The 14,756-nt window shown below is 59.1% G+C and carries 10 protein-coding genes; 8 read left to right on the top strand and 2 right to left on the bottom strand.

The annotated features are described in order from the left end of the window. The first annotated feature begins 20 nt into the window (after positions 1-20). From ACFPDR_RS12245 to ACFPDR_RS12210, 8 genes are all read left to right on the top strand, one after another. Positions 21-3,965 (top strand): Eco57I restriction-modification methylase domain-containing protein, encoded by a 3,945-nt coding sequence (locus ACFPDR_RS12245; protein WP_376911177.1) that lies wholly within the window; start codon positions 21-23, stop codon positions 3,963-3,965. A 32-nt stretch (positions 3,966-3,997) separates the two neighbouring features. Further along, positions 3,998-4,504, top strand: a complete 507-nt coding sequence (locus ACFPDR_RS12240) for a hypothetical protein (RefSeq protein WP_376911176.1) — start codon at positions 3,998-4,000, stop codon at positions 4,502-4,504. 6 nt (positions 4,505-4,510) lie between these two features. Then, positions 4,511-6,457 carry a chromosome partitioning protein ParA gene (locus ACFPDR_RS12235; RefSeq protein ID WP_376911175.1) on the top strand — a complete coding sequence of 649 codons (1,947 nt, stop codon included), beginning with the start codon at positions 4,511-4,513 and terminating at the stop codon, positions 6,455-6,457. Positions 6,458-6,563: 106 nt separating this feature from the next. After that, positions 6,564-7,961, top strand: coding sequence for a DUF3696 domain-containing protein (locus tag ACFPDR_RS12230; protein ID WP_376911174.1), 1,398 nt, complete (start codon positions 6,564-6,566; stop codon positions 7,959-7,961). Further along, a complete protein-coding gene (locus ACFPDR_RS12225; RefSeq protein ID WP_376911173.1) occupies positions 7,958-8,488 on the top strand; it encodes a hypothetical protein in 531 nt (176 codons plus the stop codon). Before ACFPDR_RS12230 ends, ACFPDR_RS12225 begins: the two co-directional genes overlap by 4 nt. A gap of 5 nt (positions 8,489-8,493) precedes the next feature. Continuing rightward, entirely contained in the window at positions 8,494-9,192 is a 699-nt protein-coding gene (locus ACFPDR_RS12220) for an RNA ligase family protein (RefSeq protein ID WP_376911172.1), read from the top strand. Further along, positions 9,189-9,956: an HNH endonuclease gene (locus tag ACFPDR_RS12215; protein WP_376911171.1), complete on the top strand. Its 768-nt coding sequence runs from the start codon at positions 9,189-9,191 to the stop codon at positions 9,954-9,956. The genes ACFPDR_RS12220 and ACFPDR_RS12215 overlap by 4 nt, the downstream gene beginning before the upstream one ends. A gap of 13 nt (positions 9,957-9,969) precedes the next feature. Continuing rightward, entirely contained in the window at positions 9,970-11,685 is a 1,716-nt protein-coding gene (locus ACFPDR_RS12210; RefSeq protein ID WP_376911170.1) for a GmrSD restriction endonuclease domain-containing protein, read from the top strand. Between the two features lie 49 nt (positions 11,686-11,734). Here the strand turns inward: ACFPDR_RS12210 and ACFPDR_RS12205 are convergent, their stop codons facing one another. Together ACFPDR_RS12205 and ACFPDR_RS12200 are read right to left on the bottom strand one after the other, a co-directional pair. Further along, complete coding sequence (locus ACFPDR_RS12205) at positions 11,735-12,598, bottom strand: phage integrase N-terminal domain-containing protein (protein ID WP_376911169.1); 864 nt, start codon at positions 12,596-12,598, stop codon at positions 11,735-11,737. Positions 12,599-13,199: 601 nt separating this feature from the next. Continuing rightward, complete coding sequence (locus tag ACFPDR_RS12200; protein WP_376911168.1) at positions 13,200-14,357, bottom strand: STY4528 family pathogenicity island replication protein; 1,158 nt, start codon at positions 14,355-14,357, stop codon at positions 13,200-13,202. Positions 14,358-14,756: the final 399 nt, after the last annotated feature.

Here is a 14,756-nt window from a genome sequence, read left to right as displayed (position 1 = left end):
CGGCCTGGAGAAGAACAACCATGAAACGCATCCGCAAGGCCCAGGCCACGCTCAACCTGCCCACCCTCAAGCTCGAAGGCGGCTTGTTCCTGCCCGATCAACTGGAAAAAGCCGCACAGGGTCGCGCCAGTGCCCAGAGCGAGGCCGACTACGGCACCCCCAAGGGCGTCAAGCTCAAGGACGAATACAGCCGCGCTTTCCAGATCGCCTGCGCCCAATGGCAGCACTTTGCCGCGCAGTTGGAGCGCGCCGACGTCGATGCTGCGCAGCTCACCACCGCCTTTGTCCACGAACTGCTGCGCGACGCCTTTGGCTACGCCGCCTTGCAAGCCGCGTCAGCACAGCAAGTGGGTGAACTGCGTTACTCGGTCAGCCTCATGGCAGGCACTTTACCCGTGCTGGTGGCCCCGCACACTCTGGGCCTGGATGAGGCCGACGCGCGATTTGCCGTGCAGGGCGGTGGCAACCGCAAGAAAGCCCCGTTCCAGGCGATGCAGGAATTGCTCAACGCCAGCGAAGCGCTGCAATGGGGCATCGTCAGCAACGGCAAGCAACTGCGTCTGCTGCGCGACGCTGCCTCGCTCACCCGTCCCAGCTTTCTCGAAGTCGATCTGGCCGACCTTCTGGGCGGCCAGCGTTATGCCGAATTCGCCAACGTTTGGCGTCTACTGCATGCCAGTCGCGCATTCCGCCCCGGCCAAGGCGCTACGGCGTGCATCTGGGAACAATGGCGTAGCGAAGGCCAACAGGAAGGCACTCGCGTGCGCGATGGTCTGCGCAACGGCGTCGAGCAGGCCCTGCTGACCCTAGGTGCAGGCTTCCTGCAACACCCCGCCAACCATGCCCTGCGTGCCGCTCTGAACGACGGCACACTCAGCAAGGATGAATATTTCCAACAACTCCTGCGCCTGATCTACCGGCTCATCTTTGTGTTCACCGTGGAAGAGCGCGGCGTGCTGCACCCGCAGGAAGATAGCGCCGAAGCACAGGTTGCCCGCCGTGCCTATGCCGAAGGCTACGCCCTGGCCCGCCTGCGCGAACTCTGCCTCAAGCGTCGCGCCCGCACCCGTCATGACGACCAGTGGCAAGCCATCCGCATCGTGTTTCGCGGCCTGGCGCAAGGCGAGCCGCGCCTGGCGCTGCCCGCGCTGGGCGGCCTGTTCGCTCCCCAGCAATGCACCGACCTGGATAACGCCAATCTGGACAACGCCCACCTGCTCACTGGCTTGCAACACCTGCGCTGGGCGGTGGTCGCGCAGGGCAAAGGCAGCAGCCTCACCCCGGTGGACTATCGCAACATGGGGCCTGAGGAACTGGGCAGCGTCTACGAAAGCCTGCTGGAACTGGTGCCCGCCATCGACCTGCCCGCACGCACCTTCGGTTTTGTCGGCCGCACCGAGGAAGGCAGCACCGCCGGCAACGCTCGCAAGCTCACCGGCAGCTACTACACCCCCGACAGCTTGGTGCAGGAGCTGATCAAGAGCGCGCTCGATCCCGTCATCGAACGGCGCCTTGCCGCCCACCCGGCCAGCCCAACCGAGGCGCTGCTGGCCATCCGTGTCATCGACCCGGCCTGCGGTAGCGGCCACTTCCTGCTGGCCGCTGCCCGCCGCCTGGCGGAAAAACTGGCCCAGTTGCGCAGCCTCGAAGGCGGGCAGGAAGGCGCCATCCAGCCGCAGGACTACCGCCACGCCCTGCGCGAAGTGGTGGGCCACTGCATCTACGGCGTGGACCGCAACCCCATGGCCATCGAACTGGCGCGCATGGCCTTGTGGCTGGAGGGCTACGAGGAAGGCCGCCCGCTGGGCTTTCTCGACCATCACCTGCAAGTGGGCGACGCCCTGCTGGGCCTGACCGACCTGACCGTGCTGGAACAAGGCATCGCCAAGGATGCCTTCAAGCCTTTGAGCGGCGACGACAAGGACGTCTGCAAGGAATTGGCCAAAGCCAATGCCGCCGGCCTCAGGCAGATCGCCAAAGACCTGCAAGGCAAGCAGATGCTGCTGGGCGTGGACAACCGCAGCGGCCTGGAAGCCCTGCGCGCCATCGAAACCCTGCCCGCTGACACGCCCGAACAGGTGGCCGCCAAGGAACAAGCCTGGCGCCACTTTCTGGAGGACTCCGCCCACCGCCCGCTGGCCCACGCCGCCGATGCGCTGGTGGGCGCCTACCTGCTGCCCAAGACGGAGGACATGGCAGAAGCCGTGCCCACCAGCATCACCCTGCATGCGCTGCTAACCGCGCCGGAACGCGCCCAGACCGAGCACGCCGCTCCTATCGTTGCGGCCCGCGACGCCTGCGAGCAGGCGCGCGTGTTCCACTGGCCGCTGGCCTTCCCGCAGGTGTTCGCGCAAGGCGGCTTCGACTGCGTGCTGGGCAATCCGCCGTGGGAGCGCATCAAGCTGCAAGAAGAAGAATTCTTCGCCACCCGCCACCGCGACGTGGCGCAAGCTCGCAACAAGGCCGAACGCGCCCAGCGCATCCAGTGGCTCAGTGAAGGCATGCTGGCACGCCACCTGTACCCCGACCTGGCCCATGAGGTGCATGAGGACGAAGCCGAAAAACGCCTCTACCGTGAATTCGTCACCGCCCGCCGCACGGCGGAGGCGGCCAGCGTGTTTGCCCATGTGAAAGGCGTGGACGGCGGCCGCTACCCGCTGACCGGCGTGGGCGACGTGAACACCTACGCGCTGTTTGCCGAAACCATCCTGCAAATCCATGCCGACAGCGGCCGCGCCGGCTTCATCGTGCCGACCGGCATCGCTACCGACGACAGCACCAAGGCGTACTTCGGCCACATCACCCAGAACCGGCGGCTGGTCAGCCTGTACGACATCGAGAACCGTGAAGCGGTATTCCCCTCGGTACACCGCAGCTACAAATTTTGCCTGCTCACCCTGGGCGCAGCGGAGCAGGCCGAGTTCGTCTGCTTTGCCACCCAGGTCAGCCAACTGGCCGACCCGCGCCGCCGCTTCACCCTCACACCCGATGAGTTTCGCCTCATCAACCCCAACACGCTCACGTGTCCGGTTTTTCGCAGCGAGCGCGACGCGGAACTGACCAAGAAGCTCTACCGCGCTGCCCCGGTGCTGATGCGCGATGCTGTCAGTGCAGGTGCGGGTCAGCAGGCCAAGGTAGTAAACCCCTTGCAGAACCCGTGGCACATCCAAATTCGCAGAGCATTCGACATGGCGAAAGCCGAGGTCGTCGGAAGTTGCGTTCGGCAGCCAATGGCTGGATTTTCCCCGATGTATGAAGCCAAACTCATCCATCAATTCGACCATCGCTGGGCCACCTACGACAGCGATGGCCGTAGCCGTGATGTGGCTATTGCCGAAAAACAAGCACCAGACTTCACTGTCACCCCGCGCTACTGGACCAACCGCAGAGAAGTAGAAGAACGCCTCAACGATAAAGGCTGGCAACATGACTGGTTGATCGGGTGGCGAGACATCTGCCGTGCTACAGATGAGCGCACTGTGATTGCATCGGTAATGCCGTTGTTAGGAACTGATTTCACTATCCGTATAAACGTTGGCGGTTCTCCCTGGCTGGCGGCGTTTTATGCCTGCTTGGTAGCAAATTTGAATGCTTTGGTGCTTGATTTTGTTGCTCGGCAGAAAATTGGTGGTACGCATCTAGCGGACTTCATCACAAAGCAACTTCCGATTTTTCCGCCAGATCGCTACATCCAAGCTGACCTCGCGTTCATCGTCGCACGCGTAATGGAACTGACCTACACCGCCCAGGACCTCGCCGCCTGGGCCAAGGATCTGGGCTACGAAGGCCCGCCCTTCGCCTTCGACCCCGACCGACGCGCCACTCTGCGCGCTGAACTCGACGCCTATTACGCCAAACTCTACGGCCTCACTCGCGAGGAACTCCGCTACATCCTCGCCCCCCCGACGTCATGGGCGAGGACTACCCCAGCGAAACCTTCCGCGTGCTCAAAAACAAGGAACTGAAGGAGTTCGGCGAGTACCGAACGCAGCGGCTGGTGCTGGCAGCGTGGGATGCATTGGAAACCCAACAACCGCTCGCTACTCCCCCACCAAAACCCGCACGTCGTACGGCCCCCCTTCCAATTTATGCAGAAGGCGGCACACCCGCTACCGAAGCCGAGGATTGGCTGGCAGGGTTGGTCTGCGACGTACTCTTGCAAGCCGGGCCGTGTGACGACAATCGCCTACGACGCATTCTTCGGGTACGATTGCCGGAAGACACGCCACATGCCGAGAGACTGCATGATTGGCTGGGGCCGGTGAACACGGAGCGTTGGACGCACATTTGTGGTTGGCTTCGTGATCTGTTGGGCGTCGCTGCAATGGCGCCGCTGTCCATCCGCAACCCGGAAGCGCTGGCCGACATCATTGGTGATCATCGCACCGGATCGCTGGCTCGTTACTTGATCGAGGCCCGTCGCCACCATCAGGCCGCTCTGGCAGAAGTGATGGCAGATTCGGCATCGGATGCGCAAACCGACGAACTGCGAAAACGGGGATAAATGCTTATGAATGGTGCCACCCTTTCGACGACAGGCCATGCCAAGCCACGCCTCTGGGTCGAAGCATTGTGGTTGCTGGATTCGCTGACATCCCAGCGACCCTTGCGCGAGATCCCTTTGCGGCGCGGGCTCAATCTGATCGTGTCGCCACCTGGAGCGGGCAGCTCCGGTCACGGTGTCGGAAAAACAGCCTTCTGCCAGTTGTTGCGCTTCGTGCTGGATGATCCGCTTTGGTCCGATGGTTCGACCTTACGCGACGAACTGCTGAGCAGTCGCGAGCTGAAAGAAGGCGCAGTCGCCGCCCGTGTGCATGTGGGTGGCGAGGCGTGGACGGTCCTGAAGCCGTGGCTGCATCAGAAACACTATCGAGCATCGCGATCTGCTGATTGGTGGCAACTGGCGGCCAATGAAGCCGAAAACGAATTCAGTGCCTACCAGGCTGCTCTGCGCCAGCATCTGGTCGAAATTCTGCCCGTTCAGGAACTGCCAACCTCGAAGCAATCCATAGAGTGGCACCAGATTCTGGCCTGGTGTTCCCGCGACCAGAATGCGCGCTACCACAACTATTACCAGTGGCGCGCCGATGGCGTTGGATTCAGCTTGCCAGCAAGGTCGCCTGCGGCACTCATGCAAATCGTGTTGGGTCTATTGCATGACGTGACAACACTGCGAGACCTGGACAGCGCCGCCAGGGAGATGGAGGATCAGAAATCGAAGTTGCAAGCACTGCGCGAGGAGCCTGCGCGTTTGTTGAAACACGTACGACGCCAACTGGCTCGCCGCCTCGATGTCTCTGCCGTTACACCGTTCCGGCAGGACGGCTTGCTTGAGCACCCAAACCTGATCGGCATCGCCAAGCAGCGTCATGAGGCTTATCAACAGGAGCTGTCGGCCATCGATGCCGAGCGGGAAGAACTCGCGGCACAGAGTCAGGCGTGGGTGGAAAAGCGTGCGCCGCTGAAAGCTGGTATTGACCTTTTGACCAATGAGATCAAGCAAAGCGAAGCCATGTTAGCCGGTGACATGCAGCGGGTAGTCGAGTTGCAGGAAGAAGTGTCGTCTTTGCAACAACAGTTACACACCCGCTGCGATGCGGGAAACCGATTGCTCAGGGATTGCAGCCATGTGATGGAGCGGATCGAGCAGACACAGATCAATCGGAAGCAGCGGATCACTCTGCATCAGCGCTCCAAAGGAGAGCTTGAAAGCGAACTGGCGGCCCTGCGTTGCCGACGAGATGAGCTGGAGGCCGAGACAGCGCTCATGAATGCACAAGTTGCAGCTATCGATCAACGGGAAGCCGAGCTTATGACGAGGCACGCACAATCCCTGTCAGCCGATCAGCTTCTTAGTGATGCCATCGAGGACTACGAACACTACGAGAACATTGCATCTGGAAGATCACAATCAACCGATATCGTGACAGTAGAGCACAAGTTAGAGTCGACTCGGCACCGTCACGAGCAACTTCAAATACAGCATGATAAGGAACGTGAGGCAGTAAAGGGGCGTCGCCAGGCGATTAGTGAGTCTATGCAGGCTGTTGCCAAGTCATTGTCCTCTTTCCAATGGGGCGTTTTCAACGATGAGCATAAGCACCGCAACCATCCATTTCAGATGGGGCCAATGCGCTCAACAACTTTCAAGGTTCTGGAAATCCTGGCCGGGGATATCGCCTGTTTGCTCGATAGCACATCTACGGATAGCTTTCATCCGGGATTCCTGCTGCATGACTCACCCCGCGAGGCAGAAATGAGTGAGGCCGTATTGTGGTCACTGCTTGGGCATGTCGCATCGATTGGAGGTGATTCTTTTCAGTATATCGTCACCACATCGACTGAGCCCTCAGACGCTTTCAAGTCTTTTGAGCGGCTCAGGCTTTCATCTGGTGATGAGAAGAATGGATTTCTTTTTTGTCGGCGTTTGGGTGAAGAGCAGGCACCATTGGAATAGAGGAGTGATATATGTATAGAGATGAAAGTCAGGAATTATTTAAATGTCGTACGCAGCGGCTATTGCTGGAGGCGTGGGGGAAAGTTGAGATGGGAGATTTGCGCAGATGCTGACACATCTTGAGATTAAGAACTTCAAGGCTTGGAAAGATACAGGCCCTATTCGTCTGGCTCCCCTGACTGTGATCTTTGGCGCCAATAGTGCCGGAAAAAGCAGCCTTGGACACTTGCTGCTGGCTTTAAAACAAACCACTTTGTCCGCTGATCGTAAGCGACCACTTCACCTGGGAGATGAAAACTCTCTCGTTGATCTGGGAACATTTGAAGAGTGCTTGCACAATCATGACTTGAAAAGTTCACTTGAATTTGTAATGGGATGGGAAACGCACGGCAAGGATATGGAAGTGCGTGATCCACTCAGCAAGAGAAAATTTTCAGGTGATGAGCTAATGCTGTCCGTCACGTTTTCTGCCGACGTAAAGGAGCAACCCAGGGTAGATAAGCTGGCCTACCGGCTTTCGCACCGGGGTTCCGATCAGTTGGGAATTGAATACAGAAGAGACGAGAAAGGAAAACTTGAAATTGTTTCTAATGAATTCAAGTTGGTACGCAATACCGGTCGAAGCTGGCCATTGGATGAGCCAGACAAATTTTATCGAATTTCGGATCAAAGTCGGGCGCGCTTTCAAAATGCAGAGTTCTTATCAGATTTTGCCTTGGAAACAGAAGCTGCATTGAATAGTGTTTACTACCTTGGCCCGCTGCGTGAACATCCCAAGCGTATTTACTCTTGGTCTGGAGAAACACCGGAAAGTGTCGGTCAAAAGGGTGAATTTGCCATCGCAGCCATTTTGGCCGCTAGTGCACAAGAGCGGAAGCTGAATCGCGGGCCCAAAAAACACCTTTACCGGCTTGATGAGTTTATCGCTCAATGGCTCAAGGATTTAGGGATTATTGACAGCTTTGCAGTCAAGCCCGTGGCGGAAGGTCGCAAGGAGTATGAGGTCGTCGTGAAAACCCATGCCGCGGGTAGTGCAGTCAAGATTACTGATGTGGGCTTTGGTGTGTCTCAGGTGTTACCAGCCTTGGTGCAGGCTTTCTATTGTCCACCGCATTCCACTGTGTGGATGGAACAGCCGGAGATTCACTTGCATCCGCAGGTACAGGCCGAACTGGCCGACGTTTTCATTTCGGCAATTCAGGCGAGAGAAAATGGTAGCCCTCGGGACGTGCAACTGATCGTGGAGAGTCATTCCGAGCACTTTCTGAACCGGCTGCAACGCCGTGTGGCTGAGGGTGCTCTCCATGCTGAAGATGTGGCGGTGTACTTTTGCCGTCGCGCAGGATCGGTCACCGAATTGGAGCCTCTGCGTCTCAATATGTTTGGTGAGATCGAAAACTGGCCGGAGAATTTTTTTGGTGACGAAATGGCCGATATTGCAGGGCGTACTCTGGCAGCCATGCAGCGCAAAAAAGAACTCAAAGAGCAAGGCGGTAAGCAATGAAGGCAGTGATCGACACTAATGTTTTGTTGGTGGCAAATGGTCAGCATGCCGATGTTTCACCTGATTGTGTGGCCGAATGCGTCAGGCGTTTGCAATCCATGATGCAAAAGGCTAGTGTCACAGTTGTTGATGATGGTTATCGCATACTAGGTGAGTACCACCATAAGACCCGCCTTAACCCACCTAAGGGCGTGGGCGATGTGTTCTTGAAATGGCTATTGCGTCAATCAGGAACAGGGCAGATGGAGCAAGTGATGTTGAATGAAACGGCTGCTGACTGCTTTACTGAATTCCCAGATCCAGCACTGGAGCCCCAGTTTGACGCTCCAGATCGCAAGTTTGCCGCCGTCTCGAATGCTCACCCTGACAAGCCCGAGATATGGCAAGCAGCGGATTGCAAATGGCTAGATTGGTGGCCAGCCCTCCGGGCCAAGGGTGTTGGGGTCCATTTCTTGTGCCCGGCTGACGCCTGCTCGTTCTACAGTAATAAGTTTCCGAAGCGCTCTGCGCCTCAGCTGCCTGATTGAATGCTATGGATGAGGATTTCTTCCGTTTCCCCACCACTCCACACCTCGCTTGGCTGGCGAAAAACGGTATGCCACGCGACGACAAGGTGTTGTCGCCCGCCGAAGCGCAGGCGCTGTTGTCCGGCGATGTGGTCGTGGAGGAAAAGCTCGATGGTGCTAATCTGGGCCTGTCGCTGTCGCCTGAGGGCACCTTGCGTGCCCAGAATCGCGGCCAGTATCTGAGTGAACCTTACACCGGACAGTTCGTCCGCTTGCTTACCTGGCTTGGGCAGCATGGGCCCGGCTTGCGTGCCGTGCTTCATTCCGAGCTGGTGTTGTTCGGCGAATGGTGCGCCGCTCGCCATTCACTAGACTACGGTACGCTGCCCGACTGGTTCCTGCTGTTCGATGTCTATGACCGCAACAGCGGGCGTTTTTGGAGTACATCTCGACGCAATGCGCTGGCCGCAGACGTCGGTTTGTTTACCGTGCCGTTGGTATTGAGTGGTCGCACAACTTTGGCGGCGCTGAAGCAGTTGGTCATGGATACACCCAGCCGCTATCGCGCCAGGCTGCCCCTAGAAGGCGTAGTGGTGCGGCGGGAATCAGCCGATTGGTGCGAGGCGCGTGCCAAGCTGGTGCGTCCGGATTTCGCCCAAGCCATCGACACCCATTGGCGCAAGCGCGCCATCGAGTGGAACCGGGTGGATTGGACGAGGGCATGAATCCTCTGCAATGCGCCCTCATCGAAAAAGCCGGCCACGACAATGGTTTCGAGCACGTGCTGTCCTCGGCGAGCGACTCGGTGATACTGGCTTCGGCTCGTCATCGAAGCCAGGCTGTGGTGACGGCATTGGGTGACGGCGTTGACGTGTGCTTTCAGCCAGCCACGTCCGTGCTGGTGATGGAGTTATTGCGCAGTTTCCAATCTTGGGCCAAGGCTGATGACGTTTTTTTCGTGCTCACCCTGGCCGATCTGGCAGCCCTGCTGCGTCGTGCAGCCAGTTTGTCGCAGGCCTTGCCGAATCAGGCGGTGTGCGATTACCACGCAGCCGTAGCGCAAGCTGTAAAGGCGCTGTCTGATGAATGCCGAAGCACGGAAGTTGAAAGCTTGGTGCGCCAGCGCGTAGGGCAGGAGCGTTACCGCGATGCCTTGCTCACCTATTGGGGCGGCGCATGCGCAGTGACTGGCGTGACCGTGACGGAGGCGTTGCGTGCCAGCCATGCCAAACCCTGGGCTGAATGTGCCGACGATGTCGAGCGGCTGGATTCCTTCAACGGCTTTCTGCTGGTTGCCAATCTCGATGCACTGTTCGATCGCTTCCTGATCAGCTTCGACGATGCCGGGCATCTGCTGACCAGCACCCGCCTGTCCCAAAGCGATCTGCCTGGGCTTGGCATTCATTCGGGAATGACGTTGCGCTGGCTGACCAGCGAGCACCGGCATTATTTACAGTGGCACCGCGAGCGCTTCCTGCTCGGTGCCTGATCGAAGGAAAAACATGGCCAAGGCCGAAGCAAGCGTTGAAGAACTGGTATCAATGATCGAGCGGGGCGAACTGCGCTTGCCAGAGATGCAGCGCCAGTATGTATGGCGCTCCACGCGAGTGCGCGATCTGCTGGATTCGCTGTATCGCGGCTACCCATCGGGCGCAATCCTGCTTTGGGAAACGGATGAAGCTGTGCCGCTGCAGGATTTCGCGGTCAGCCAGAGCACAAATCCTTACCAGAGCACGCGGCTTCTGCTGGACGGTCAGCAGCGTCTGACATCGCTCTCTGCCGTCATTCGCGGCGAGCCAGTATCGGTGCGCGGCCGTCGCCGGCCTATCGACTTGCTGTTCAACTTGGAACATCCCGACCAGTTGGTGGTGGTGACCGAAGTGGAAGAGAACGGCGACGACGAGGACGATGTTGACGACGATAGCGAACTGATTGGTGATGAGACGGACTCGACCGAGGACGAACTGCTCAAGCGCTTCAACAAGATGACGTTCGTGGTGGCCACGAGGAAGCTGGAGCAGTTGCCGCATTGGGTGAAAGTGTCGGAAGTGTTCAAGACCGACAACGATGCGCCTTTCCTAAAACGTGCCGGTATCAGTGGTTTTGACGATCCGCGGTACGAGAAGTACAGCCAGCGCCTGGCCCGGCTACGTGGCATCCGCAAGTACGTTTATCGGATGGACGTGCTGGAACGCACGCTTTCCTACGATGAGGTCACGGAAATCTTTGTACGGGTCAATTCACTGGGAGCCAAGCTGCGCAGTTCCGACTTGGCTCTGGCTCAGATCACCGCCAAGTGGCGGCACTCGTTGCAGACGTTCCAGGATTTCCAGAAGGTATGCGCCAAGACGGGCTTTGACCTTGATCTCGGTTTGCACTTGAAGAATCTGATGGCGTTTGCCACCGGTCAATCACGTTTTCAGATCGTGGGTAGCCTGAATGTGGAGAAGCTGCAGAAGGCATGGAAAGAAGCCTGCGATGGCATGGAATTCGCACTCAACTTCCTGCGTAGCAATCTTGGCATCGATAGCCCGGCACTGTTGTCGTCGCCTTTCCTGCTGGTGGTGCTGGCGTATTTCGGGCATAGCCGCAACTATGCGCTGAGCAACGATGAGGCCCGCCAACTGCGCTACTGGGCGCTGATGGCCAATGCCAAAGGCCGCTTCTCCCGAGGCTCCAGCGAAACCATTCTGGATCAGGATTTGGCAAATATTCGTCAGGGCGGAGCGGTGAGCGAGCTGATCGACCGGCTGCGCCTGCAGTTCGGCCGCCTGGACATTACCGCGGAGGAGCTGGAAGGCCGCAACCAGCGCAGCGCGCTGTTCAAGACCATGTTCCTGGCTTTCCGCGCTGCCGGTGCGAAAGATTGGCGCAGCCATCTGACCATTGCTCTGGATCATTCGGGCGCCCAGCATCGCTTGCAGTTCCATCACATCTTTCCCAAAGCCGTACTGAAGACCAGCTTCACTGCCCGCGAGGCGGATGACATCGCCAATCTGGCCTTCATCGGCGGCAAGACGAATCGCGCGATCAGCGATAAGGCCCCGGCGGTTTACCTGCCCCCGCTGGTGGACCAGCTTGGCGAGCCAGCGTTCGCAGCACAGTGCATCCCGGTTGAGGCATCGCTGCTGGAAGTGGAAAGCTACAAGGCTTTCTTGCTTGAGCGACGCAAGAGGATTGCAACGGCGCTGAATACGTTTGTAGGGCCTGCAGATTGAGCCGGTGGACGGCTGTGTATGTAGGCCAGGGAGCCTCATACCGCCTGACCTAGCTACCGAGGTAGATGGCAGTGATTTGAACGCGCTCGTGTCCCAACTCATGGCTGATGGTCTGACGAGCATGGCGGTCTTCTATGCGCTGCATTGGACTTAACTCCGTGACTAATGGTCCACCTGCCGCTGGCGACGGCCTCCCCGTCAACGTCTCATAACGGCTTTGCGCGTACTGATGGCGAAGGCCATGCATATGACTCAGACCCGCTGCCTTGCACTGTCCGTCGTAGACGTGTCGTTGCTGGATGTAGGTCTTGTTTGCCGGAATCAATGACTCTGCGCCCGCCAGACGGTGTGCAGCCTGGAGCGCGTCGCGTTGCTCTGTTGTTGTGATGGGCCCAGTTCGCTCCCGACCACCCTTGGTCCACGATCCCTTGAGGGCAATGTGGTCACCCCGAGCCGCGTAACTGGGCTGGAACTTGATCGCTTCCTCCCGACGCAATCCGAAGGCGGCCTGTAGCTGAAGGCTCATACGCACGTGGACATCGGTGATCTGTTCAAGACCTGTGCCCAGTTCCCTGGCCTTGCTGACGTTGGTCACATAGCGGCGCTCGGCCACGCCAAGCTGCATGTTGTCCGCCGGCAAGATGCCAGACTTGCCGATCTTCTCCGCCCACCAGCGCAGGTGAGAGAGCCGATTTTTGATGGTGCCGGACGACAAACCTTCGCCTTGCCAGCGGTCCAGCAACGCCTGGACGTGCTTGCCCTTGAGCGACGAAGCCTTCATCTGCCGGAAACCGGCTTCGCGCAGTTGCCGCGCGGCCAGCGACAGCGAACGCATCCGGTCGGCCTGCGTGGTGTAGCTGCCGTCACGGTTGCGCTGGCAAAGCTGCCGCAGGGTGTAGGTCAAGTCGTCCATCTTCCGGCCTCCAAGCAAAGCGCCGTACTGCGTTGTCCTGAAACTCAATGGTTAGTGTTGGTGCCAACTCGCCAAGGCGAGATCCCGTGAGGGCAAGGGCATGGTGTTCAGGAGACACCAGGGCCTCGAATGAGGCATCCGTCTTGCTCCCTGCTGGAAGCCCGGACGGAGGTACTACAAGACGAAAGTGATGTGAACGTGGACGAGCCCTCCTATGAAGTGAGTGGGATGAGAAATGCAGCGGGAACCCTGTGCGTTGCACACAAGTAATTGCCGCAAGGGACAGTGCGCCAGGTGGCGCGGTAGGGATGAGTTCAAACAGACGAAGAAGGCTCCGCCCTAGGTAGGGCCGGTATGCGGTCGGAGCCTGGGCATACCTGGGGCGGTTCCACCCTGTCGGGCTAGCGCTTGCAGGAACCTGCGCTGTTGGGGTTTCCGATGTACGAAGCCCATCGGTCTTGGCAACTGCCCGGTCAGTGTAGGGCGGCCATCATCATGTCTGCCGCACGCAATAGGATTCGGCATTCGCCCGCATTGTTGCTGGCGTGGGCGGGGTCGTCACTGCGGCGTGCAGTGACGACCCGTTTCGCGGCAGCATTTGCTACGCAGGATGCGGCTGCCATCCCCTGGCCTGCATTGCCTGTGCCGCGATGTCCCCAGCGTTCGTCGGGGCACTCAGCATCTTGCGGATGCTGGCGATGTGCGCCAGGGCGGTTTCACGCGATGCCGGTGGCGCAGTCGGTTCTGGGCTGTGTTCGGTGCGTGGCACACCAGCAGGCCGATTTTCGACAGGCCGTGAGGCGGCAGATGTCTCCTTACGACCTGCCCACAGGCGGAATTCGCCGGCAAATACGCGCTTCACCAAGGCGAAGAAGTAGGCCACGACATTGCGCACGGTGCCGCTCTGGCTGCGGGCCTGCAACTCGTCGAGCACTTCCTGACGATGCTGCGGCGGCAGCCGCCGCAATGCGGCCTGCACATCCTTTTGCTGATCTGCCTGGACATTGCTCAGGCAAGGCGGCAAGCTCACCGACTGCGATGCCGAGTGGCCGTCGTCTTCGCGCACGCGGTACGTACGTTCTTTTTTATACATATACGTCTTATACGTACTGTCCTGCTCAGCCGTCATGTGGCGAGCGTGCTCGGTCTGTTGCGGAACAAGCGTGCTGCCAGCGGAATCGCCAGACAATGGCAGTGGGTCGGCTGCCTCGCTCGCCTGCGACAGCGGCGTAGGGGGCAAATCATCGTCATCGTGGCGCTGATCGTGGGGCGCAATGGAGGCGGCTTCAGGTGCCTGCGCCAGCGTTGCCTGAATGTGGACGGCCACCCGATCCACCTGGTTGTTTTCGTGGCCGATGGAGGTTTGCAGAAGCGCGAGCAGACTGGCATCGAGCGCGCAGGCCTGCTGGAAGCGCAGGGCGCTTTCGTGAACCTGATACAGCTCGCTGAGCACATGGCCGGTCAGAGGATCGCGTTGCTGGCCCACCAGACTGATCCACCCCGTCAGCCGAAGCACGACGAGAACGCGCCATGCCGTCTCGTACCCGGCTCGCTGGCCCAGCGGGGTGGAGGTGAGATAGCGGCGCAACTGCCCCAGGTTTGCCTGCGGACTGATGCCCTCCGCAGAGCGCAGCATGCGCAGAACCTGCCAGCCGTTGCGCTCCAGCGGTGTGAGGCGGGCATCGAGCATGAGCGAGGCCGGCGTAGTGAACAGGGCATCTTGCCCCAGCGAGTTGTGGCGGGTGTGCTGGTCTGCCATGAGAGTTCTCCAAGGTCTGGGCCACAGCGGCCCGTTCCCCTGCATCTCATCGCGTACCGCTCCAAGCGTCAGCCAACAATGCGGTCTGCGCCATACCCGTTTTATCCGGCAGGCGTAGCGCTGGCACCCGCATCCAGACTGATCTATCATCCCGATACCCCCTTGGGGGTACAACTGGGGGTACTTCCAGCGATTCCCGCAAAGGCCGTGGCCCGATTTCCCCGCGAAACCTAGTGTTCACAAGCCTTTGCCGACCGATCAACGTTTAAACGTGTGATCAACGTCTAATACCCTAAATGTCTTTTGACGTGCAGAGTACATAACAGGTCTTTGGATATTCCAAAGGCCTGTTTTTTTTATGAGGCTTGTCGTTGCACCTGAAGCTTATACAAAAGCCAG

It is taken from the genome of Alcaligenes sp. GCM10023179 (genome assembly GCF_042653705.1).
Lineage (GTDB): Bacteria > Pseudomonadota > Gammaproteobacteria > Burkholderiales > Burkholderiaceae_B > Alcaligenes > Alcaligenes phenolicus.
Note: the sequence above shows the minus strand (reverse complement) of the source record. Positions and strands in the feature narration are given on the sequence as shown.